Genomic DNA, 25,014 nt, shown 5'->3' with positions numbered 1-25,014 from the left:
ATATAATGACCATGGTTTTTGAGTTGGGACGCCCTGGTGCTGCTGTAATGGGTAGCACGCTAACGGGGCGTCCTTTCCTTTCATAAGATAAGGTCATTATACCTAGCAGTTGTTGGACAGGCAATACAGTCAACTTTTGGGCTATATGGTTCAGCAAAAACAATTAAATTCGACAAGTGACTGTTTTTCCCTCCAAAATAAAAACTCCCCTCACATGAGGGGAGCGAACTCTCTATCTACTTGGGCACCTTCAGATTTTTGTTTACAAATGTCCTGGCCACCTCAATATCCGGTTGCAGGTAATAAACTCCCTCATGCATAAACCCGCTTCCCGGAATAACGTACCTATTCGCCGCATCAGGGTCCATATTCCAAAACTGCTGGGCAAAATCCAGCAAAGTCATCATTGGCATGTCAGTGTCCACATGCTTAACCCCTTCACGAATCAAAGGTGAAAACTGGGTAAAAGGCGCAGACTGTGCCTGCTTTGCAACAGCAACCAGAAACTGTTGTTGGCGTGCGGCTCGATTTAAATCTCCATCTTCCCGGTCTCGCACATACCAAAGAGCCTGTTCCCCAGTCAGAACCTGCTGCCCCTTCCAGAGCTTCCGGTTGGGCATATCCCGCTCAACATAGATATTTACCCCGCCAAGCATGTCCACAATCCCTTTAAAGCCGTCAAAGTTTACCCTGAGATAATAATCTACCGGCACATCCATGAACCCAGATACCGACTCCCGAAGTAACGCAGCACCGCCAAAGGCATGGGAGTGGTTTATTTTATCCGCCCGTCTACCTGGTATTTGCACATAGGTGTCCCGGGGAATGGAAATTAAAACCGGGTCACCGGTTTTCTTATTGACGCTGAAAAGCATTATCGAATCGCTGCGCGGCGCCCGGGCGCTGGCGTCACCATCGACGCCGATCAGAAGAATGTTCACCCGCTCAGGGTCGGCGATGAAACCTGGATCAGCCAAGGAAAAGGAGTCCAATTCCGGCGGCTCCGGTATTTCTTCATCATAGTCGTCAGCAAAGTCATAATCATCATCCCGGTCCCGATAAATCTCCCGAATATCCATATACAGTGAACCGGCAAACCAGAGTGCGAATATTAGTAATCCCGCTATAAAGCTATAGAGTATCTTTTTCATAGACGCATCTTCCGTCCTCTCCCATGTCTATTAGAAGAATTATAGCACCCCAACTCCTGCTTGTCTGTACCGTAAAATAATTGTTAAACGTATCTAACTCAAGTTTTCAGAGGCCGCTAGTGCGACAGCCCCAGATTAATCCCGGTTAAATATGTCCCGGGTATATACTTTAGCTGCAACATCTTCAAGTTCAGAAGCTAGTCTGTTGGAAACAATTATATCTGCTACTTGTTTGAATTCATCCAGGCCCCGAACAACTTTGTAGCCGTTGAAGCTTGCTTCCCAAACCCCAGGTTCATATATTACCACGTCAACCCCGGCCTTCCGGATATACTCCATAACCCCCTGGATAGCCGAAGCACGGAAGTTATCCGAGCCGGTCTTCATGGTCAGGCGGTAAATACCGACAACCTTTGGCTGCTTATCAAGAATCATTCTGGCAATATGCTGTTTCCTGGTTTCATTTGCATCAACGATAGCGCCAATAAGATTGTTGGGCACGCCTACATAGTTGGCCAACAATTGCCTGGTGTCCTTGGGCAAGCAGTACCCCCCATAACCAAAGGAAGGGTTGTTGTAATGGGAGCCTATCCTGGGGTCTAAGCCGACCCCCTCAATTATTTCCCGGGCATCCAATCCCTTGAGCTCTGCATAAGTATCCAGTTCATTGAAATAGGCAACACGCATTGCCAAGTAGGTGTTGGAGAAGAGTTTTACTGCCTCTGCTTCCGTAGACTCAATAAGTAATACAGGAATCTCCTCTTTTAATGCACCTTGCTGTAACAAATCAGCAAACTCCCTTGCCCGCTCCGATTTCTCCCCGATAATAATCCGAGAGGGGTACAGGTTATCGTAGAGAGCTTTACCTTCGCGCAGAAACTCCGGCGAGAAGATAATATTATTCGCTTCAAACCGCTCTTTAATTTCTTTTGTATAGCCTACCGGAACCGTAGACTTAATTATCATTCTTGCATCGGAATTAATCGCTAAAACATCTTCAATCACCGATTCCACGCTGCTGGTATTAAAGTAATTCGTGTCCGGATCATAATCTGTGGGAGTAGCGATAATTACATACTTGGCGCCATGATAAGCGGCGTGTTTATCAGTCGTCGCCACAAGGTTCAACGATTTGTTAGCAAGATAATCCTCTATCTCCGTATCAGCAATTGGCGACCTGCCCTGATTAATCATATCTACTTTGGATGCGTCTATATCCAAAGCCACCACTTCATTATGTTGGGCCAGCAAGACGGCATTGGCAAGCCCAACATACCCAGTACCAACCACAGCTATCTTCATAACGCTTCCCTCCATTAATCAGACTTTACCCAAGCCCAATCGACGCGCCATAGGTAATAATAAAGAATATGAGTCCTGCAATCGCATTCCCAATAAATATTGCCGGCAAGGCCCGCTTGATCCGTAAATCAAGAAGCGCTGCCGCAAAACTACCAGACCACACTCCTGTCCCGGGCAGCGGAATTGCCACGACTAAAATAATTCCCCAAAAACCATATTTCTGGATCCGGGATTTATTTTTAATTGTAGTATGAGTCAGCTTATATATCAAAGACCGGAAAATATTCCTTGCATGCAAAAACTCAAGAAACGGGCGAATCATTAGCAAAATAAAGGGTACGGGAACAATGCCGCCAAAAATCCCTAACAAAGTGGCATGTACCGGTGACAACCCCATGGCAACACCAAAGGGAATCCCGCCCCGCAACTCAATAACAGGCAGCATTGAAATGAATAAAACCTTAATTTCTAATGTAACTACTTCCAACAACCAGGTCATGAATTACCCCCTGAGTCCAACATAACATATCTATTTCCCTGGATCTTTTCCCTTTGACACAGCAACCTCCGCCTGAGCAAGTGGTGTCTTCATCAGCTGTGCTAAATACTCCCGAAATGGCCCTGCAAGATCCGGTCGTTTGAGGGCGAACTCTACTGTGGCTTCCAGGAACCCCAGCTTGTTCCCGACATCATATCGTTTGCCGGCAAAATGGTAAGCGTAGATGTCCTGAAACCTTCCTAGAATCCGCAGCGCGTCAGTAAGTTGAATTTCATTCTGCTTCCCCGGCACAGTTTTCTCCAACGCCGCAAATATTTCCGGAGTAATTACATAGCGGCCAAGCAGAGCAATGTGGGAAGGGGCTTCTTCAACAGCCGGCTTTTCCACCAGATCTTCGACCCTATACAAGCTACCCTCAACCGACTGCACTTTTAATATACCATATTTATCTACGGCTTCCCGGGCCACTTCCTGCACTCCCAGGACTGTGCACTGGCACTGCTCATAAATATCTATCAATTGCTTGGTACAGGGCACAGGATTGTCCACAATATCGTCACCCAAAAGCACAGCGAACGGCTCATCGGCCACAAATGTCCTGGCGCAGCCAACGGCATGTCCCAAACCTAGGGGTGTCTTTTGCCGAACATAATGAATTGTAACCCTGTCGTCGACTGTATTAGTTAAAGAGAGCAGCTCATCATCGTCCTTGTTTTTAAGAGCCAGCTCTAGCTCAATATTGCGGTCAAAGTGATCTTCCATGGACCCCTTGTTGCGGCCGGTTACAATCAAGATTTCTTCGATGCCACTAGCCACTGCTTCCTCAACGATATACTGGATAGCAGGCTTGTCGACAATAGGCAACATTTCCTTGGGTTGAGCTTTTGTGGCCGGCAGGAACCGGGTGCCAAGCCCTGCGGCAGGAATGATTGCTTTACGTACTTTCATCGCCTTGCCCCCTTAGCAAATTGATAGATATAACTTTAACCATTATAACACGCAATCAACACCTATTGAATGCTAAATGAAGAAGCAAACCCTCCCCAAAAACAGGAGAGGGCTAGCCATATTTACTTCATCTTCGCTCTAGCTTGGCGAACATCCTGTCTATACATCTCAATGATTTCCCCGGGATTACCTTCTTGAATTATATTGCCCTGCTTCATCCAGACAGCTCGGGTACAAACATTCTGCACAAACTTCATGCTGTGAGTAACAATCACAACCGCTTTGGCGCTTTTCACCATTTCCTGAATCCGCTCACTTGCCCGCTCATAAAAGGACATATCGCCAGCTGACAAAGCTTCATCAATGATAAAGATATCTGGCTCCAACATAGCAGCAATGCTAAACCCAAGCCGGGATACCATACCGCTGGAGTAGTTCTTTACTGGCAGATGAATCGATTTCTCCAGCCCGGAGAACTCGACAATATCATCATAAAGATACTCCAGCTCTTTTTTGGGGATCCCCAGCAACAAACCATTGAGAAAAATATTATCTCTCCCGGACAACTGCCGGTTGAACCCAGATCCCAAACTGAGTAGAGCATTGATGTTACCCTTTACACTGATTGAGCCTTCATCAGGTTTAAGAATCTCACTAATCAATTTGCAAAGTGTAGATTTTCCGGCGCCATTATGGCCAATGACCCCAAGAATATCTCCCTCTTTGACAGCCAGATTGCAATGTCTCAATGCCCAAAAATCTTTCCCATCCAAATTGTACTTGAGGCCGAGGTCTTTAGCTTCAATCACTATTTCGTCACCAGGCAGGGTCTCGGTTTTACGCAAGCGCAAACGCTTGGGCGGCTTCTTGAGCCGCTTTTCCGCTACCATTGCACGGTATTTGTCGCAAACCTCGGCGGGTTCGCCATGGGCCATTACCCGCCCCCTGTCAATCCACACGGCTTTTGAGCAGTTTTTAGCGATAAAATCTATATTGTGCGAAACAATAATCACTATTTTCGCGTTGGCAACAAGTTCTTTGGTTTTTTGCATCGCCCGTGCTTTAAAATCAGCGTCACCAGTACTTAACGCCTCATCTAAAACCAGAATTTCAGGGTTAAGCATTGTGGCAATACTGAAGCCTAACCGGGAACGCATACCTGAAGAATACTTTTTTATAGGTTGGTTAATAAACTCATGCAGGCCGGAGAACTCAACGATGTCATCGTACATTTTTGTTATCTCTTTTTTTGAGAATCCAAGCATCATCCCATTGAGAAAAATGTTGTCTTTTCCCGATAACCCATGGTTAAACCCAGTCCCCATAGATAGGAGGGCGGAAACCTCCCCCTTGACAGTCATTGACCCTTCATCTGGCCGAAGTAAGTTAGAGATTACGCGACAAAGCGTAGTTTTTCCTGCACCATTGGACCCGATAATCCCCACTACGTCCCCGGCAAAGCAGGAAAAATCCACTTGCCTGAGTGCCCAAAATACACCGCTTCGAACGCGGGGGTTGAGGACCAGGGATTTTAAATCTTCGCCTTTTCGGCCAGCTAGATATTTTATCCCCAAATCTTTTGCTATGACAGAATAGTTTTTTGCTGGTTCAGCATTTGCCTGAAGTTTCATCGAACCACGCCTTTATTGTTTAATCTGGTAGGTGCCTTGGCGCCTAGCCGAAGTTGAGTTTACGGAGATGGTATGCCAATAACTCACCGAAACGAGAATTTCCCAGCGGTTTGTCGTAAGGGCGTTGGATTAAATCTACACATGGTTGTGCATTCCCTTCAATTATGACAGGACCGAATGCAGTAATCGCAATATCCCAGCCGATAATTACTCGGGGACGAAAAACTTCATGAGCATGCAGCGCTGCGCTAATGGCATCAGGCCAGAATGGCAGCTCACGCCCTTCAATTTTCGCACCGGAAACAGGATGGTTGGAGAGGCGTTCGACGCGGTCAACCACACCGAGATTCGTTGCCTTCCCCAAACGTCCATCTATTATATCAATCGGAGCTGCAATGCCGCCTCGATGAATATTATCAACGATGCTATCGGCTCTAGCTGCCATCCTTAATACAGCAGTCACAACTTCGGGTTGATCGTTTTCGTTTAGCATGGTGACAATTCTACAAGTTGATAGAGCATTACATGCTATCTCAGACAGGTCTGGATGGTTAGATACCTTCTGCTGAAAAATATAGGATTCCTTTTTGCTCTTTTTGGAATAGAGCTCTAAAACATCTTCTAACTTATATTTACCTTTGACCTTACTATGGGTAAATAAATTTGTCTCCTGATCGTACTGCCAGAGGTCTGCGCCTTTACCTCCACGGCCACTCAAAGTCTTGACGAACACATCTCCCTGGGGCGAGTGTTCATTGTAGTACTTTACCTTACCCTTATTAATAGTGCAGATTGTAGGTGCTATCGCAAGGCCATTACGCAGTGCTTTACGGGCAAATCTGCCTTTGTTGGTAAGGGGCGATTTCTTAGCTATCTTTGGGGTATTGATTAACATTTTATACAGCACGTTTTTAACTTCATGTCGAAAGATATACTCCCGTGCTACTTCTCTGTTTGGTTGCTTGAACAAGTCGAAAATGTAGTACTCCTGGGGACGGGCAGGTAACGAAAGAGACATTTTGATAATGTCTAGAAATTGCTTTGTGAGTGGAATGCCATAAACCTTTTTTATTCTTCTTCCGCTTCTGGAAACGCGATGGATAGATTCAAGCAAGACCTCTTTGTAGTACCAATTCCAGGAGCGAACAAGACTGCTGCCAGGGATTTTCTTACACTTATTGAGATACTCCAGACGATGCTTGAAATACATCGCATGAAGATACTGTGCTATTTCCGAGGACTCGGCGCCACCTAACTTAAAGCTTATTGGTTTGACTGGATAGATCTGATTTTTCATTGTAAATCCCACCCCAAAATTGCTCACAAATACGGATTGCTCCCTGATGGCCCAATTCCTCTAAAGTAGCTTTATCATTTTGTGCTCGTTACGACTGTAGTAGTAGGTCATTACAACTACAACAACCAAAGATATGCCCCCGATAATAAGCAGCTTATTGAACATCGGTGCGGCATCATACAAGAAAATATTACGATAGCTATTTAAAATCGATGCCATCGGGTTCAGGTCAACAAACCATTGGTAGTCCGGTCCCAAACGCCCATGTTCCCAGATGACTGGTGAGCTGTAAAACCAGAGCCTTGTAATATGGCGCAACAGGTTTTCAATATCCCGAATAAAGACTGCAGAATAGCTTAAAACCATACTAATGGCCAGTAGGAATACATACTGGATTAACATAATAAACGGCAACCAAATAAGGTTCATTCCGGGAATTGTCTGGGAAATGATCAGATACAAGGCAATAATACTCAGGCTAAAACAAAAATTGACCATTTGTGTAAAAGTCGTGCCGATAGGGAATATGAGCTTTGGCAGATACACCTTTGATATTATTCCAGCCTTACCGGTTATTGCTTTAGCAGACCTGCTCATAGTTGAAGCAGTCCAGCGCCAACCCATCAGGCCAATTACCAAGAAGCCGACGAAATCAAAGCCCTCAGCTCTACCTCTGAGTATCCCAACCAGAAAATAATATATTGCGACGCGAAGCAGTGGGTCGAGCACCCACCAGAAATACCCAAGGAAGCTGTTCCGGTGCTCCGCCTTCAGTCCGGAAAAAACAAGATAAACAAGGAGATCTTTTCTGCGATACATCTCCTGGAGATATTTCTTCATGTGATACACCATCTTTCCTATGACTTGTCCCATTATAAAGCCTATTATACCAAACAATTGGGAACAAAACATACAAAGTAAGTGCCAACTATTGTTATGAGATTACTGTAAAAGAGACACAATCTTCAAGTTTTCGTTCTAGACCCCGGAAGCAACAGTCACTTAAATTGAGCCGTAGTAGAATTAGACCCGGAAGGTTTTTTTGAACGCGTCAAATCCTTTTCCATTCAACAAGTCGCTTTTAATTCGAGCCTCGGCCTTTCGATAGGCGACACCAAATTTACGATCCCACTCATCGTTGAAAGCATCGAATTTACCGGGCCTTGGGGTAAACTCTCCGAGGACTAACTCTTTCCCCTTAAGCATATCGATACGAATAAACGGTGCAGGGACTTGTAAACTGATTTTTTTGACGGTCTCCATATGTTCCGGCAAGCAGCCAGATCCCTGGAAGAGTTTGTCATCATACCTGCCCGTTTTTACAGCGATTAAATCCTGATCCCAGAAGCATACTTTACCATAATGTCTCTCACGGTTTACTTCTTGAATTAATAAAACTTCACCGTAAAAACAGTAGAATTTTAAATCAGATGCCGGCACTTTGGGATTATCCGGATCAACAATTAGTTCCTCTAACATCCACTCATCTTTTGTCATCAAGGAGTTCTTCCCCTGGGCACGTTTGTCCAGCTTACTGGCAGCATCATCAATAACTTCAGCCCAACACCGCATCCAGATTCCATCCCTGGCTGAGTATATTCTATCCTTCGCAAAGATCAGATAGACGCCCATAGCACCTGTAGCTTTCACCGGCTTAAGAACAATAGGCCCGCTTTGAGGTTCAACATCTGATAGTTTGTAAACTTTGGAATCCGAGGCAGGTCGCCGCAAACCAATCTCGTCAGCAAATCGATATGCAATATTTTTTTTGTCAAGTTTCCAGGCGTACTCAGGACATCCCAAACGACGAATTGTTGAGTTTTCTACCATGATATCTCGGAAAGAAATTGTCTTTAAAATATTTACCTTGCTTCTTTCAAACTTTCTAAGAGTGTAATGGCTAATATAATCCTTCTTAACTATAGCAGCCAGCCTCTCATATAATTGTCGGGACTCAGCTCTACGAGTCTTTAGAGGTTTACTTCTGAATAGCTTATCATAAAAACTCTTAAACCGCTCATCAATGTGCTGGTGTAATTCATCAAGCTGTACAATGTGATTACGGAGGACATTTTCATCATTAAAGTCAATTTTGCTTAAACCTATCTTGCCAAGCAGAACGTCCTTTAAATCCCCATTGCTGTCGGCTGCAGCTTTGCCAACTAACCCTTCAGAAGATTTACGGAACCACTTAGGTCTAACGGTATCAACTTGTGCTCTTTTTGGCCCCATGTTGGCGGCATCAACAAGCGCATCTAATTTTCGGCCTTGTCCTATTAGCACGGCTTCTACTGTGTTTCTGTCTTTATTGCGGACCCAACAATCGACTTTACGTTTCTTCGACTCTCGCCTCAACCACTTTCGGTAACCTACCCCCGTAACCTTTCCCGTAATGAAGACATGCACCGCCTCCTTGCCGGGAACCAATTGGTAGAAACGTTTCACAACGTTTGAATCTTTATCTTTCGAACCTAGCAAGTCACAAAGTGCCTTATAATATGCAACCTTAAACATCCGTTTAATTTTCATCTAGCGCTCACTCCCTTAAAACAAAATTTTGCGCTGTAGAAGTCATATAGTCGAAATTAAACTGATCTGCTACTTAAAAACACTCGTGTAAGCATCAAAAGTTTTACCAGATAGCAAATCAGTCTGTATACGACCTTCAGCCCTGCGATAGGCCTCACCCAGTTTACGGTCCCATTTATCATTAAAATTTTGGAACTTACCTGGCCGCGGGGTAAATTCACCCAATACCAGTCCATCGTAACCATTAAGCATATCAATCCTAACAAAGGGAGCGGGTATTTCCAGACTCACTTTCTTCACTACCTCTAGGTGTTCTTTATCGAATCCAACACCATTGAATTGATTATCTCCGAATTTGCCGGTATCAGCCAAATTCATGTCTGAGTCCCAATAACAAAACTTCCCGAACTGCGACGCACGATCAATCTCCACGACTAACAGCACCTCGCCGTAAAAACAATAAAACTTAAGATCAGATGCTGGCATGGTCGCCCCTTTTTCCTTTAAGATGAGCTCTTCCAACATCCATTCATCTTTGGTCAAAAGTGTATTTTTACCCAACTTACGTTGCTGCCATTTCTTCATAGCATCATTTATTGCCTCTGTCCAACTCTTCAACCAAATTCCATCCCGGACAGAAAAAATAATATCCTTAGTGAAGATAAGATACACACCCATGGAACCTGTGCCTTTGACAGGTTTTAGTACTACTGGACCACTCTGTGGTTGTATATCCTCTAAGCGATAGACGTTGTTATCGGTTGTTGGTCTGCGCAGTCCAATACTATCAGCAAACTTATATGCAGTATTTTTTTTATCAAGCTTCCATGCATAATCAGGGCAACCTAAACGACGGATGCTGGAATTCTCCACCATTATGTCCCTAAACGATATCGTAGTGGGTAAGCTAACTTTACTTCTTTCAAACTTCCTTAAAATGTAATGGCTAACATAGTCTCGTTTAACAGCTCCTGATAATGCCTCAAAATAACTGCGAGACTTCTCGTTGCGAGTTTTGAGTAACTTACTTCTGAATAAATAATCATAATAAGCATGGAACTGTAAATCGAGTTGATCATGCAGATTCTCAAGCTGATTTATCTGATCTTCCAATACAAATTCGTCGTTAAAATCAAGCTTGTTTAAACTTGTATTTCCCAATATATAGTCGTGTAAAGTTGACTCGTCTAATTCATCCAACCAAAATCCGGTATGCCCATTATGTTTTCTCTTTTTCGCACCCTGCCCGATTAAAGCTGGATTGAAACCACTTGCGCTTGAATCATCTAGTAATTGGACGTGAAAATCAGTGGACGCATTATCCGTAATAATGGGGTAAAACACAGGAGTTGCTCGCCAACCCTTATCTGTTTCTAAAATTTCCATTCTCACAAGGAGACTATAAGGGGGAGCATTAAACTTTGCATATCGCCCGCTAGAATTAAACACAAAGTTACCAATTGAGTAACAAATTATTCCTGTTCCCCACCGCTCAACATTGCTCAGCATATGTGTACCACTGGCAAACACAAAATTTGCCCCTGCCTCAACGAGTTGCTGACACTTCTTCTTCATTTTCGGTTTAACAGGTCTATAGTCGACTCCTTGCCAATGGGGACAAACAATAATCAATGATTTGGGATCTTTTCTTCTCAGACGTTTAATGCTATGGATTATTTGTTTCACACCTAACCAGTTTACACCAGGCGTATTACTGCCTGCGAAAAACCCATAGTCATCACGATAACGTTTGGAAGCACGCATACCAGTAAAAACATAGACATTTACTGAACTGGTCTTACCTGTAAGAGTAATTTTTAGTGGTTTTGAAGCCTCTAAGTGATCTGCGCCAGCACCAAAACAGCTTATTCCCGCTTCTTCGAAACGACGTTTTGTTTCTAGCATAACGCTGGGGCCAAAGTCCATTGCATGGTTGTTGGCCATACTGACAGCTTTAACTCCCAAACGTTTAAATACATCTAAAGTCCGTTCTGGGCTGTCCCAGTTCGGGAATTGTTTTCCCTCCAAATATTTCTTCGGTTTATCGGCTAAGACACTTTCAAAGTTGAGAATAAAGTAATCGCTGTCTTTGATAACAGGATGAACATTGTTAAAAAATGATAGAGGATTCTTTTCCAATCGATTGCTTAGAGACGGTTTTTTCATTTTTCTTATATAATTATCACCAAGGCTTGTATCGCCGGCAAAAGTAATAATAAATTTCCTACCTGATTCAGTGGTACTAGATGCCTTGTTAATTTGAGTCTCATGGAATTTCTCGAAAGGGGAAATCAAACTGCTGGTTTTCTCAATCAGTTTTGATGCACAACGTTTGGGCAACCCTGCAAACTTAGAAGTCTGCTTGACACCAAGTTCGACTAAATCATACTTGGAACTACCCAGTCCTATACTCTCTGAGTACTGTAATGTTTTTCTGCCTTTATCAAACAGTTGTTTGCCGGATTCCTTTTGAACAATATCTAACGAAGCTGCATCAATAGCCACAGGATCTAACGAAGCAAGTACTCCTATGTCATCCATTACCAAAGGAAGCTTTCTACCTTTACAATCACAATGTTCGGTTATGTTGATTAAGAAGTTGATGTATACATTGTCTTTATTTAATTGAGCAGCAAAGGCATACTCCGAGAGCTTCTCAATAAAATTAGAACCCTTCCAGCTATTTCGTATTGCTTTTGTTGGACAAAAAGCGATACAGCCCGCACACCCAACGCACTTTATTGGGTCAATCTCAGCAACATCCTGTATGGAAATAGCGTCAAAATCACATTGCTTAGCACACACCCCACACGCTGTACATCTATTTTTTCTTATTAATGGTGTAAAATCAGTGTGTTGTTCCATCTTGCCTGGCCTGGAAGCGAATCCCATACCTAATTGCTTAATTGCCCCACCAAAGCCTGTCCGATGGTGCCCCTTAAAATGGCTTGCAACAATAAATTGATTGTAATCCGAGAAACCTTTAGCAATTTTACAATGCTTATAAAATGCTTTATTAATTTCTATCTGTTCGTATTCTTCGCCTACTTGGCCGTCAGCAATAATTACAGGTATTCTGGAAAAGCCATGTTCCAACGCCAATTTAATGTGGTTTTCTGTCGTAGTCCTTGAACCTCTGTAAAGAACGTTTGTTTCGATATAAGCCGTTCTGACATTTTGCTTGTGCAAATAATCGATAATACCATCATAACCTGAAGGCGGAACAAATGTCTTGTTACCTTTCTCGCCAAAAGTAACTTTGATAGGGGTAAAGTGAGAAAATATACATCTCTCTACCTCTATTAACTTTTTTAGGACTAATTTTGCTGAAAGGCTAACTTCGTCTATGGAGTTATTACTAACGCGCTTAAAGTAGACCTTACTCATAGGCTGCCCCTTTCTGAAACTCAAAAGTTAATCCATCATCTCCCGAACTAATTTGTCTCGATATGCCCGATGCATAATGTAATCAACAATATTTTTTGCCACATCATTTTCTTTACCATAACTTGGATACTGGTAGTTACAGATATTTGGCGAAGTATTAATGTCTTCTACAACATAGTTAGGAATACTATTCTTACCGAAGTGATTGTCGGAATAGATGTCGACACTTATAATGTCAAGTCCAGGCAAAATTTTTGAAGCACTTTCAGCTATCTCGATTAAATATGGGTTTGTGTATTCATAGATGGAATAACTATCTTGAATATCGTAGTCTTCACATTCATAATAAAATACTATCTCTTGGCCAAATTGAGGTATATAATCTCTATCATAGCCAAGGTTAAAAACTGTATTGTTTACAACACATAAAGCATCTGACTCGCTAATTTTAACCTCTTTGGTGTGGCAGATTTTTGTGAGATCCTCATGAACCAAGGAGAAGATGCTATCTTGCCCATTCCCGACGATCTTTACAGGTTCATATAGGCACACAGCCACGCACTGGTTATCTACAACAAGATATTTAGCTTTATTACCTCTGCAAAATTGCTCCTCAATCAAGACCCCTTTTCCCACCAATGACTTACTTTTCTCTAGGGCATCTTCCCAGGTTAGCTTAAAGTTACCTTCATTCTCGTTTGTAACCCGAACAACTTTGCCAGTTTCAAACTTCATTAAAGGGTTATCTAGGGAGCGCCAGTAATTTTCGGCTCCTTCTCTATCGTCTAATTTAAATATACAGCTTGTCTTTATTTTAACTTCGGTTTGTTCAAAAATATTTTTGCGCCAATATAGATTCTTTACTAGTTTGGTGCTAATCAGAGATAAATTTGAACTAATTGCTTGATGGAATCCTATCCATTGATTTGATATCTTGTAAAGATTATAAGCAGCGACTTTCAACGGTTTAAACCCACGTCTAGCAAACTCAGTCTCTATTAATTCACCATCATTTAGTTTCTCTTCGTAATTGTTCTTGTTAAACTCTTTATCTCCGGCTATTCCTCCGGATGTGAAGCATTGTTTAGTGTTGCCATTAGCCATCTCAAAGGTTTTTAAAGCATTAACTCTCCTCAAATCTTTATCTGCTATAATATCAACAATCTTAATTGGTTCTCCATAAAATGGAAACATATGCCCAGCCAGTACAGGCTGACCGTTATTCTCAATAACTACGTAATTATCACTGGTAGGAACCTGCGTAGGATCCTTAATAAGAAAATCTAAACCCGCAACATCTAGCCCAGGAATAACCTGCGTTGCAAGTTCTGCTATTTTTTTAAACTGAGGATGTACCTCGTTAGTAATATCACTAGAATCTGACCCTGCTGCACAATTTGCCTTTTTATCAATTCTTACATACTTACCTTTCTTAGGTATACTTTTTAGCTTATATCCTTGTTCTTTCAGTATTGAAATCCTATGCTCATCAACCTGAATCAACCCTCTTTTTAGATGGGGATTTAAAGATCTAATTTTATTCTTTTTTTCGATTAATGTCTCAATAGAATCCTTACCATTCCCAACAACATTTGGTTCAGATACTTTTAATACGGCTTCACATTTCCCATCTACGACCAAGAAACGTGTATAAATTCCTTCAAACATCTCTTCAACAATAATTCTTTTAGACTTCGAATTATCAATCGCATAATTCCATGCTTTATCGAAATTAGCTGGCAATACACCTAGAGTGACGCCTTTTCCTTTGCGCCCATCAACTGGCTTAATCACCGCTTTATCAAATTTGCATAGATATTTCTTTGCAAGTTCCTTTTTATCTTCAGAGAATACCTTGCCTTCGGGTACATTTATGCCATGTTTTTTGAAGATTTTTTTTGTAATGATTTTGTTATTCGCAATTTGGGAAGCAAGAAGGCCTTTATTACTTGAATAAGACCCTCCGCCATACACCATTAATCTATCGTCAAAATTCACAAAAACATATTTACCGATTCTTTTTGTGTCGAGTCCCAGCTTTGTATATTTACGCTCAAGAAGTTTTTTCGGTTTATATTTTTTCCCTTTATATTGATTTGGTCTCACCTAGATACCCCCTTATAATTTATAGATTTGATTGTGCTTCATATTCTTATAAAGATAAAGCAAAATCACTAGTGGTTTGTCGAATAGATGAAATATTTATTGGATAGCCTAGCAGTTTTTGTGCAATTTGATAAAATTTCCATGATTGGCCACTGACGTAGAATATCTGATATCCTTCCCGCTGCGGGTTTCTTCCCAGTGATTGGGTTAAAAAATCATAGACTTCTCGAACAGTAAAAAAACTGGGATCAATGACATTCATGCTCTTCCCCACAATAGGTCGAATTATGTGATATAAAGAAGGATAATGAGTACAGCCTAGTATTAATGAATCAATCTCATTGTTTAATAAAGGATATAGATATGATTTTGCAATAGATATTACATCCTGGTTAAAGTCCTGATTTTCGACTATCCCAGCAAGCTTGGGACAAGGCATCTGGTAAACTTTTATCGATGGATCAAGTTCAACCATAAGCTTTGGGTAAGTGTTACTGTTAACCGTACCCACTGTAGCAATTAAACCAATTTTTTTATTCTTCGTTATAGAAACTGCTGCTTTTACTCCTGGCTTGACTACACCAATAACTGGCATAGGAAAATGCTTACGATAACATTCTAGGCCTGCTACGGTGGCCGTATTACACGCAACAATAAGTAATTTAAGCTCATGCTTTGCACATAAATATTTCATTCCATTTGTGGCTAAATTTTTTACCTCACTTGCAGATTTAGAACCATATGGCATATGCGCTGTATCAGCGTAATATAAAATATTTTCTCCAGGCAGTAATTCTTTAAGATACTTAACTATCCCTAAGCCACCTACTCCAGAATCCAACACACCTATTGCCTTCGAATTTTCTATCATAAAAGACCCCTTTACTGGTCACGAATAGTGTGCAACCATTCTATAAAAGACTAACCTGACTATTCAGCATCAAGCATTTCGTTTAAATAGCTGAAAACTAGAGATTAGACTTTAATGCGATACCTTCGGACTGTAAAATATATTTTACGATTTCATTTGCAGCGTTCCTTGGAGTTCCATATACAGGATAATGGTGCCCACCCAAAGCCGGTTCTGTATTAGCTTCGATTACGATATAATTGGTCTCAGTAGCCTTTTGAGTAAAGTCGGTTGCTATGATATCTACTCCAGCTATATCAAGGCCAGGTACAGAAGAACTTGCCAATTCAGCTACGGTTTTGTAAGAAGGGTGCACTGCATCGGTGAAATCAAAGCTATCCCCACCAGCTGATACATTAGAGTTTAGGTCAATATACACTGCGGTGCCTTGAGCTGGAACACTATCTAAGTCATATCCTTGTTTTCTCAGAAATTGAATTCTATATTCGCTTAATTGAATCGGACTGCGTTGCAAATGGGGATTTGATGAACGGAGTTTATTTTTATGCGCTATTAACTCTTCAATTGTATTATTCCCGTTGCCTATAATAGCTGGAGGCACTTTAGCATATACAGCAATACACTTTCCGTTAACAACCAGAAATCGCCCTTCCATTCCCCCATCAAAACATTCTTCAACAAGGATTCCCCTTTTCGAAAAAGTACTGGCCGCATTCCAAGCCGTATAGAATTCTACTCCATTCCGAATATCCACCGAGACTGCCCTTCCTTTCCGGCCATTTACAGGCTTAACAACGCATGCCGGGAAAGTCATAGCATAAGAGACAGCATTATAAAAGTCAGAGCTATCAAACAGTTTCCCCTTTGCGATATTCACACCTGCTCGTTGAAAAACTTGTCGTGCACAGTTCTTATCCTTTAAAACCCTTGAAGCCACTGCTGAAGTTTTTGAAGAAACAGTCTTTATAAAAGCTACTTGCTTATCGTTAATTTCTACGGTCATAAGTTTATCTACCATGGTACATTCATAACCATACTTCTTAAATTCAGTCATGAGCAAATCGTAAATACTGTAACGCTCATCTGACGAGTATACATTTTGTTGTAATCCTTGTTGAATTGCTTTTACAAGTTTATTAGGTACAATTTCACTTGTTTCAGGAGTAGAGTCTTTGTGTGCTTCGCCAGAAAAATAATACCCTAGACCATCTTGCTTAATGCCTGCTTGAATTGCGGAAGCAAGGTGTGCCTGAACAATTTTGGCGTCTGTGTAGTCTACATTTCCAGGTTTTGATTGCCCTGTGCTAATAGGGTAAAGTTTTTGTTTTATAGCCCATCCATTGTCTTTTTCACAAATTTCCAACCTAACAACTCCACTAAACGGTAACACATTGCGCTTTTTACTCGAGAATGAACAATTACGTAGAAAGTCACCTATTGAGCCGAATATTGCCCCATCGCCAACTACGTCAAAGTAATCCAAGTAATGTGTACCATGGCCAATAACGTAGTTAGCTCCAGCCGTGATAAACTTATTGCAAATATTCTTAACTTTGGATGGCACCTTCTTTCCCTCAAAACCTTGCCAATGAGGAAAGACTATAATAAGTGCTTCCGGGTCTTCTTTTCTCAAAGAAGTAACTTTTTTAACTGTTTTTTCAACATTCAAGGAGTACACACCGGCAGCTTCCTTGGCAGCAAAAACGGCCTTTGTCGTTTCTCTATCACGTTTTGAAACCCATAACCCTGTTAGGATGTATAAATTTTGACATGAAGTAGTGCCCTGTAGTTTGATTTTTAGAGGTGACGAGGCATCTTGCTTATTAACACCAGCGCCTAAGCAAACAACGCCTGCTTGCTCTAAATAAGATTTTGTGATCTGAAGAGCTTCTGGGGTAATAGTGGTAGAGCTTTCATTTGCAAGGCTTACGGCAGTTACACCTAATCCCTTCAAGGATTCTACAAAAGGTTGAAGACATTCTGTCCGCCCTGCGCGAAGATGTCGATCAAACTTATCTCCAAAGGACGGTTCAAGGTTTACAATAAAATAGTCATTATCCCTGAGCAAAAAATCGAAATCTTTATGCGAAAAATCATCGAAATCTCTAAAATTTGTGTCACCACCAAAAGTAAGCACAAAATTCTTGGCTTGTTGTGTAGTGATTTCCTTTACGGAAGATTGCTTTGTTAGCTTATCTTTATTTTTCAATAACACACGAAACGCCTTATAGTAAGACTTAGCAATTCTATTTATTCTTCTCATTTCAGTTCCCCTTCTCTACCCATCTTGCTCGATCCGATAAACATAGTTCTGCAACAACCCTTCCTGTTAAATTTACGGGTTGACCGCGCCAAGGGAAGTGGAACATTGCCACCTGCGGATTAGTGTCAATCTTGTTGATAACCCATTTCTGACTCTCGGCCGGCAAATCAGGATACGGAATCCGCATCTGGACAATGGCAAACTCCAGTCCTGGTATAGCTGCAACGGCTTGTACAGCCTTTTGTTTGAAATCTTCATGCAGAATCCCTGAGATGTTAACTGTCTCGCCACCAAACTCCAAGTCCACATCAGACTCAACGTGTATTTTTTCCCCGTGTTGAAGAATATCTGAAACTTGCTTGCCCTGAGACTCCAATACTCTCAAGAGACCATTTTTTATTTCGATAGACTTAACGGCATACCAAGGATTTTGCTTTCGTAACTCGTTTCTTTCTTCGATTAGTTGCTTAATTGTTGACTTACCGTCACCAAATAAGCTTGTTGGCTCAACTACCAGTGCTCCAGAAAATTTGTCGGCGGTAACGGCAATATCAACAGTAAACCCTTCTACAAATTCCTCAAAGAGCATGGCTTTTGTGCCACGCTTTTTCTCCTTCTTCCAAGCGAAAAACAGGTCTTCTTCATTTGTTATTTTATATGCTCTATACTCAACCGGATGTAACCCTGTGACTACGCAGGGTTTAGCTATGCGCTGCATATAGTCCAGGGCCTTCTTTTTTTTGCTCACGGTGAGCCTAACACCACGCGCAACCGGTAACTTGTGCAGCGCTAATATCTTTTTCGCGGGATATAACCTTGCGCAAATACGGTCACAAAAGAGAGAGCTATAACGCATCGCTGTTATTCCATCAGAATCGCCATTACTAATTTTCAGCAAGTCCTCATATACAGGAAGGGCATCAAATCCACGGCGAGAAAATTCTTCAGTAAACAGCTTGGTGTTGAGTTCATTTAGGCCACCTTCAGTGTGTGCAGAATCATAGTGATTGACAGGATATTCGGTAGTGTGCAGACCCGTTTTCTGGATAGCCTCATAATTATGAAGCCTAATCGGCTTAGAAATGAATGCAGAATCATCGCTATCGATATTCCCCTGATACTCATGAACCTGAAAACCGTCAACCACTTCCTGGAATATGCCATTATCGTTGCTTCTCCATTCCCACAGTTTGTCCAAGAAGTTGAAAACATGATGGCGATAACCAGAAATAATTATATCTGCGCTATTCTCACCTGTCCTGAGGAAGCAGCGAAGTGATAACTCTCTGGCATAATCAATAACCCAACGAGTGAACTCCTCGTTGAGTAAGCCGGCAACCTCAACATACAAGCTTTCTACAGGATAAGATGAATCTTTGGTATCTTCAGGAAACAAGTGGTCGATAAAGCTCTTGGCTGAATCAAATGAAGGCCCATAGAGCGGATAAATAACGTTTTCGATATTGGCAGTGGAATTGAGTTCAATTATTGCGCATTGTTGTTGATCCCGGGGCAAGTCAAGACTTTCGGCCAGCAAGTCAATACCCCAATAGTCGTTGATGCCAAAAGCAGCAGCGGCCTCTTCAGCCAGGCGCATTAGGTCTGGGTGAATAAAATCCGTCACGCTAATACTATCTGCACCTTTGCAAATGTTGGCCTTGAGGTGAAGGAAAACCACTTCACCTTTTTTCGGGACGCTCTCCCATGAGTGCCCCTGACGCTCCAAATAACTGTCGGAATAGGCGTCCGCAATAATCAAATTCTTACTGAGTCTTGGGTTGCCGAGTCTCAATTTATTTTTCTCCTCAACTAACTGCTCGATCGTTTTGCACCCATCCCCAGTGACGTTAGCAGGCACCCGTAGCAGCGCAGCCCGTGCGGTGCCACCAATCACAACAACCCTGATATCAACGCCCTGGACCAATTCTTCCAAGACAACACGCTCGTGGAACAGCTTGGCATACTGCCAGGCAGTCTCCAAAGCTTCTTCAGTACGGACATCGACAGTAACGCCTGATCCGTTTAATCCCGCCGCCGGTTTGACAACCATTGGACGATTCATCTCAGCCAGATACGCTTTCGCTTGTTTTAAGTCAGTAAAGACCTTACCCTCTGGAACCGGCAGCCCATATTGTTGCAAAAAATCTTTGGTTAGCTGCTTATGATCAGTAAGAGAATGTATCATTGAAGGCACACGCGTTGTCTGGGACCTCTGCAACCCAATGGTTTTAGTCGGTGACACAAAAAATACTTCTTTCCGAGTGTTGCGAATATAAAAGACGTTGCGCTCCTCAGCAACTCTGACCAGTTCATCGGTTCCCACTAATTTATTAAAATCCGGGTATTCGTTTGGTGTTCCGGTAATTGATTTAATGTGGTCAAGGGTATTGATTATACAATCTGCTGTTCCCTGGGACCAAGAGACTTGCTTTTCCTCCTTGATTTCCACAACACCAGACTTGACAGGCTTGTTAAACCAATGTTCACTAATGTGCGACACCTTTGCCCGTCTTGACCCTTTCCAGGCCGACAAAACTACCGCTTCAATATCCTCACCATTGCCAATAATAACTGCCTCAACGGTGCCATCACTGTTTTCATATACTTTGCAGTCTAAATCCCGGACACGCGCTTTACGCCAGAGCCAACCGGCATAACCTATTCCTGTAACTTCCCCAGTTATCTTCAAATAAACTGCTGAGTTTTTTCTCCCAGGCATCATATCAGTCAATCTGCGTTTCAGCGGAGAATCTTCATAGGGGTCTAGACCCCGGTTTTTGGGGTCCAACAATTTACAGAGGATTCGATAATAGTTAACTTTTGCGGCGCGCCGGACAACATTTTTTGTAATCACTCTAAACCTCCCTCCCCCAGCTCTTCTTGGTTACTGGCTTTTAAGTCATTATTGCATGCCAATGATTGATCCCCCGGACTTAGATTAACGGACTCTTCAATCCACTTAATTTGTTCCTTTAGACATAAATCATTAACTATCTGGCCAACCAGGTTGTATCCTTCGCCTTGCCACGGATAATGGAACATGGCAATAGAGGGACTGGTATTAACTTGAATTACAACCCATCTTTGTTCTACTGCCGGTTCACAAGGCTGAGATACAATCATGTGGACAGTGGCGGCTTTCAAGCCGGGGATTGCCTGAACTGCCTGGACTGCAAAAAAGAAAAAGTCGCTATGCAAAGAATTGGTCACATTTTCGGTTTCTCCGCCAAGATGCAACTTGACTCGGTCTTCTAAATATACCATCTGCCCAGGACTAGGAACGTCAGCTGGATTCACTTCTGCCAACTTTAACATCCGATTTATTTCCCTGTCTTCAAGGGAAAGCAGCTTGCTTCGATAAAATGGATTGGATGAACGTGCAACATTTTTATCTGCTATCAGTTGTGCGACTGTTTTCTCGCCATCCCCCGTTATGCTAACCGGTTTAATCGCAAGTGCAGAAACGGCCTTTCCGGCAACTACTGTTATAGCAACTTCGTCTCCTATCAAATCTTCCTCAAATAGCATATAGTTAGTGCCGGTCTTTTGGGCCCTATCCCAGAAGGCCTTAAGGTGATTTTCTTCAGTTATTTTTTCTTTCCGTACACCAGCGGGATTTAGATCCGAAACCACACAGTGCTCAGGGAATTGCTTCAGATATCTCACTGCCTTGCTCCATTCAGTCCACTTAAAGTGCACGCCACGTGGAACGGGTATTCCATTCAAAGCGAGCACTTTTTTCCCGTGATACCAATAGGCACATAATTTATCGCAGAACTTTGAGCTAAAGCGCGTTGCTGTTATACCGATAGCGCCATCTTTTTGGAGCTTTATTAAGTTTTCGGGGAGGACTTCAGCCTCATACCCCATAGACTCAAATTCATTGATAAATAACCATTCATCCAGGTCAGTGTGATTTTTCTGCACGTTGGAAACGCTAGGTTTGCTCTTCGAAATAGCTTCCCTCATTACTTTCTCAGCCTTGTTACCGAGAATTTGGACACCATCTACCCAAGCCTTCTGATCACGCCAACCCATCAAGTTATCAATGTACTGAAGCAAGAAATTGTGGGGGCCATGCAGATTGATTAGCGCATGCGCACCGACTTTCTCTATGTCTCCCTGTAGAGAAAGTTCAATGAAGCCTCTCTCGGCCCAGTGAAAAAATTCCGATGTCAGTGCTCCCGTAACTTTGACTTGCACCGTCTGCTGGGGATAATCGGTGGTGTCGCCTGCAAGGTGGTCTACGAGAACTTGAGCTACATCAGCAGGTTCTCCATACATGGGAAACTGTACGTTGAAGATGTTTGCTCTGGAGTTAACCTCGACTATTTTGCAATTTTGTTGACTCCGAGGCAAATCTATCCGCTCAACCAATAGGTCAATGCCCCAATAATCATCGGTGCCAAATGATGCAGCTGCCTCTTCCGCCAGGGACATGAGGTCAGGATGAATATATCCCAACAGGCTGATGCTGTCTCCTCCTGCCTCAATGTTTGCCTTCAAATGCAAAAACACTATCTGGCCTGACTTGGGCACCGAGCGTAGCGAATATCCTTGCCGGTCAAGAAATTCTTCTGTATAACTGTCCGGGATAATCAATGCTTTCCGCATCCTTGGATTGAGTAATCTGACCTTGTTTTTCTTTTCTATCAAAGCTTCAATGGTGTGTTTGCCGTCGCCGATGACGTTGGCAGGCACTCTGAACAACGCTGCCTGGGCTTTACCACCGACAACGAGTACACGGACATCAACGCCTTTAACGAACTCTTCCAGAATTACCTCGTCGTGAAACTTCTTTGCATAATCCCAGGCAATTTCCAAAACATCATCAGTCTCTACATTTACAGTGATTCCACGCCCGTGAGAACCCGAGAGTGGCTTTACAACCATTGGACAGCGACAAGCACGAAAGTATTCCCTTGCTTCATCTAATTCAGTTAACACTCTCCCGTTAGGAACAGGCAGATTATGCTTAGCCAAGTGTAGCTTGGTCAGGTGTTTATGGCAAGAAAGGGAGCGAATTAAAGTTGAAACTCGGGATGGCTGTGATTTTTGAACGCCCTCTACCTTTGCAGGGGTCATTAGATAGTTAAGCTTGCCCATCCGCTTAACGAACAGCCCCCTAGCTAGGGCTGCTCTGCGTACTTCGCTGGCATCACTGACCTCCCTGCTGACATCAAACCTGTTGGGTTTTTCCAGTAAGGGACTGAGATATTGCAAAGTATGCATAAATTGGGCAATCGTATCTTGCTGCCATAAGGTATGCCCTGTGTCTGCTTTTTTTGTGTAACTGGTGGGTTTATTAAACCACCAACATTTTATATTCTCAATTATTGATTTATCTGGGCCTCGCCAGGCAAACCTGATTACGGTTTCAATTGCCGGGCTATCGCCGAGCAAAAGGATTTCGGCCTGTTTTCCCCGTTTTATGGCCCAACACTCAACACCATTAATCCGAGCTTTTCGTCCAATCCAGGAACGATATCCCGAGCCGACATGCTTTCCGGAAACAATTAAACTAACCGCAGCTTTGTTGTTGCGGGAAAGCAACGAAGTAAACCATCGTTTGACAGGTGCAGCCCGATAGGGATCCAAACCCGGACCAGAGGGATGGAGCAACTTACATAAAAGCTTATAATATAAAAATTTTAGCACGCGAATCAGGTTAACCTTACTGAACACAGTGCGCCCCCCAGAAGAACTGTATTTTTACCAAGGTTCCAAGATGTTGCTACTGATACATTTCAGTTATTGCTTTCTCTGCATAATCAGCAATTACTTGACCAATCTCCTTGCATCCATAAGGCATTAGGTAAGCCCTCTGGGGAAAGGTTGAGTCAGGCTGATTATTACCTTCGATAATAATTGGACCTTCCTTAGAGATAACAACATCCCAGCCAATGATAATGTCACTGGGGAAGAGAGTGTGTGCTCGTTTAACTAAATCGATTGTCTCGTCCATATACGGGAGCTTGCGCCCCTTGATTGGACCGTTTAGCAACTCATGTCGATCCCAACGAGCATTCATCCCGGTTAACCTGCTCTCTACAGCAGTGGTCATTTCACCTGTATCAAGATCAATTGGAACAGATACGCCTCCGGCATGGGTATTGTCAACGACAGAATTATTATCCAGGGAAAACTTGAAACGCACGCTGTCAATCTTTACTTCTGTGCCTTTTAAATAGGAAATAATCCGCAGAGACGGTGTAGCGTGAATCCGAAAATCCTGCAAGTCAGGATGCGGCAAAACCAGGGGTTGAATAATATACGAGCTATGCTTGTGAGCATAATTGATAAATCTCTGTTTGAGTTCTTGGCTAGAGAGGACCTCCCCTAGTGGGTTTTTGTAACTGTCATCGCTCAGCCAGTACCATACTTCAGCATCTTTTCCGCCCTTGGAATTCCTTGGCTTACAGAACATATCCGCTTGTGGCAGTTTATCTGTGGGGTTGTTTTGGTTGTCCAAAAACGAGCCGTTTTCATTAACTACCAATAATACAGGAATAGCCATAAGTTCATTCTGAAGCAAGAATTGGGATACACTCAGCTTATCCGATAATGGAGGAGTTTTTGGATTACTGGGTTGAGAAGAGAGGTATTCTTTTATCAGCACATAAACTCCTTGCTTCATGGCGTCTCGATTCACATAATTCCGCGCCCTTGCCAATCCATCAGCAAGATAAAACTCCTGCAGATAGTAGGTTTTAGGCGTAATAGAATAAAAATATGCCAGGTAGAATTGCTCCAGCCATTGGCGAAGAATTGATTTACCCGCTAAGGCTCTGGCCTTCTTACCCAGCTCACTTACTTGTTTGTTAATCCGTCTAGTAATTGCTAAGGGGGACAACAAAAATAACATTAGACCTTTAATGCGCACTTTTATTCCTTTGGAATTTTTCCAGAAGTAAATTACAAATGACCGGTGAATTCGATCGGCATTACTTTTAGGCCGCCGCAAAATCCCCCAAAAGAGGATGTTTGGGATTTTGAGGTCACGAATTGTTTTTTTCACTCTTGTCCCCCC

15 protein-coding genes are annotated in these 25,014 nt (G+C 42.6%); all 15 read right to left on the bottom strand.

The genetic code is table 11. The features are described from left to right. Window positions 1-236 precede the first annotated feature (236 nt). A complete protein-coding gene (locus FH749_07550; protein ID MTI95329.1) occupies window positions 237-1,151 on the bottom strand; it encodes a LytR family transcriptional regulator in 915 nt (304 codons plus the stop codon). 135 nt (window positions 1,152-1,286) lie between these two features. Then, complete coding sequence (locus FH749_07545; GenBank protein ID MTI95328.1) at window positions 1,287-2,453, bottom strand: nucleotide sugar dehydrogenase; 1,167 nt, start codon at window positions 2,451-2,453, stop codon at window positions 1,287-1,289. A 25-nt stretch (window positions 2,454-2,478) separates the two neighbouring features. Continuing rightward, window positions 2,479-2,952, bottom strand: a complete 474-nt coding sequence (locus FH749_07540) for a small multi-drug export protein (GenBank protein MTI95327.1) — start codon at window positions 2,950-2,952, stop codon at window positions 2,479-2,481. Between the two features lie 30 nt (window positions 2,953-2,982). Continuing rightward, the gene (galU, locus tag FH749_07535) at window positions 2,983-3,900 is read right to left on the bottom strand and encodes a UTP--glucose-1-phosphate uridylyltransferase GalU (GenBank protein ID MTI95326.1); all 918 of its coding nucleotides are present in this window, start codon (window positions 3,898-3,900) and stop codon (window positions 2,983-2,985) included. Between the two features lie 122 nt (window positions 3,901-4,022). Then, on the bottom strand, window positions 4,023-5,531 hold the full coding sequence (locus tag FH749_07530; protein ID MTI95325.1) for an ABC transporter ATP-binding protein: 1,509 nt from the start codon (window positions 5,529-5,531) through the stop codon (window positions 4,023-4,025). A 43-nt stretch (window positions 5,532-5,574) separates the two neighbouring features. Continuing rightward, on the bottom strand, window positions 5,575-6,828 hold the full coding sequence (locus tag FH749_07525) for a hypothetical protein (GenBank protein ID MTI95324.1): 1,254 nt from the start codon (window positions 6,826-6,828) through the stop codon (window positions 5,575-5,577). A gap of 60 nt (window positions 6,829-6,888) precedes the next feature. Then, window positions 6,889-7,668, bottom strand: a complete 780-nt coding sequence (locus FH749_07520) for an ABC transporter permease (protein MTI95323.1) — start codon at window positions 7,666-7,668, stop codon at window positions 6,889-6,891. Between the two features lie 183 nt (window positions 7,669-7,851). Then, a complete protein-coding gene (locus FH749_07515) occupies window positions 7,852-9,357 on the bottom strand; it encodes a hypothetical protein (protein ID MTI95322.1) in 1,506 nt (501 codons plus the stop codon). 69 nt (window positions 9,358-9,426) lie between these two features. Beyond that, window positions 9,427-12,744 (bottom strand): DUF362 domain-containing protein, encoded by a 3,318-nt coding sequence (locus FH749_07510; protein MTI95321.1) that lies wholly within the window; start codon window positions 12,742-12,744, stop codon window positions 9,427-9,429. A 27-nt stretch (window positions 12,745-12,771) separates the two neighbouring features. Further along, entirely contained in the window at window positions 12,772-14,850 is a 2,079-nt protein-coding gene (locus tag FH749_07505) for an ATP-grasp domain-containing protein (GenBank protein MTI95320.1), read from the bottom strand. A gap of 46 nt (window positions 14,851-14,896) precedes the next feature. Next, window positions 14,897-15,721: a glutamate racemase gene (gene murI / locus FH749_07500; GenBank protein ID MTI95319.1), complete on the bottom strand. Its 825-nt coding sequence runs from the start codon at window positions 15,719-15,721 to the stop codon at window positions 14,897-14,899. A 97-nt stretch (window positions 15,722-15,818) separates the two neighbouring features. Next, window positions 15,819-17,984 (bottom strand): hypothetical protein, encoded by a 2,166-nt coding sequence (locus tag FH749_07495; GenBank protein MTI95318.1) that lies wholly within the window; start codon window positions 17,982-17,984, stop codon window positions 15,819-15,821. 1 nt (window position 17,985) lies between these two features. Beyond that, a complete protein-coding gene (locus FH749_07490) occupies window positions 17,986-20,838 on the bottom strand; it encodes an ATP-grasp domain-containing protein (protein ID MTI95317.1) in 2,853 nt (950 codons plus the stop codon). Continuing rightward, window positions 20,835-23,669: an ATP-grasp domain-containing protein gene (locus FH749_07485; protein MTI95316.1), complete on the bottom strand. Its 2,835-nt coding sequence runs from the start codon at window positions 23,667-23,669 to the stop codon at window positions 20,835-20,837. The genes FH749_07490 and FH749_07485 overlap by 4 nt, the downstream gene beginning before the upstream one ends. 49 nt (window positions 23,670-23,718) lie before the next feature. Next, window positions 23,719-25,002: a hypothetical protein gene (locus FH749_07480; protein ID MTI95315.1), complete on the bottom strand. Its 1,284-nt coding sequence runs from the start codon at window positions 25,000-25,002 to the stop codon at window positions 23,719-23,721. Window positions 25,003-25,014: the final 12 nt, after the last annotated feature.

This window comes from Bacillota bacterium (genome assembly GCA_009711825.1).
Lineage (GTDB): Bacteria > Bacillota > Proteinivoracia > UBA4975 > VEMY01 > VEMY01.
The sequence above is the reverse complement of the archived record's forward strand: the minus strand, read 5'-3'. Positions and strand labels throughout refer to the sequence as shown.

Excerpts from the sequence above, each read along its gene's own strand:
- FH749_07550 (MTI95329.1), bottom strand. The coding sequence starts at position 1,151 with ATGAAAAAGATACTCTATAGCTTTATAGCGGGATTACTAATATTCGCA.
- FH749_07545 (MTI95328.1), bottom strand. The coding sequence starts at position 2,453 with ATGAAGATAGCTGTGGTTGGTACTGGGTATGTTGGGCTTGCCAATGCC.
- FH749_07540 (MTI95327.1), bottom strand. The coding sequence starts at position 2,952 with ATGACCTGGTTGTTGGAAGTAGTTACATTAGAAATTAAGGTTTTATTC.
- galU (MTI95326.1), bottom strand. The coding sequence starts at position 3,900 with ATGAAAGTACGTAAAGCAATCATTCCTGCCGCAGGGCTTGGCACCCGG.
- FH749_07530 (MTI95325.1), bottom strand. The coding sequence starts at position 5,531 with ATGAAACTTCAGGCAAATGCTGAACCAGCAAAAAACTATTCTGTCATA.
- FH749_07525 (MTI95324.1), bottom strand. The coding sequence starts at position 6,828 with ATGAAAAATCAGATCTATCCAGTCAAACCAATAAGCTTTAAGTTAGGT.
- FH749_07520 (MTI95323.1), bottom strand. The coding sequence starts at position 7,668 with ATGAAGAAATATCTCCAGGAGATGTATCGCAGAAAAGATCTCCTTGTT.
- FH749_07515 (MTI95322.1), bottom strand. The coding sequence starts at position 9,357 with ATGAAAATTAAACGGATGTTTAAGGTTGCATATTATAAGGCACTTTGT.
- FH749_07510 (MTI95321.1), bottom strand. The coding sequence starts at position 12,744 with ATGAGTAAGGTCTACTTTAAGCGCGTTAGTAATAACTCCATAGACGAA.
- murI (MTI95319.1), bottom strand. The coding sequence starts at position 15,721 with ATGATAGAAAATTCGAAGGCAATAGGTGTGTTGGATTCTGGAGTAGGT.
- FH749_07495 (MTI95318.1), bottom strand. The coding sequence starts at position 17,984 with ATGAGAAGAATAAATAGAATTGCTAAGTCTTACTATAAGGCGTTTCGT.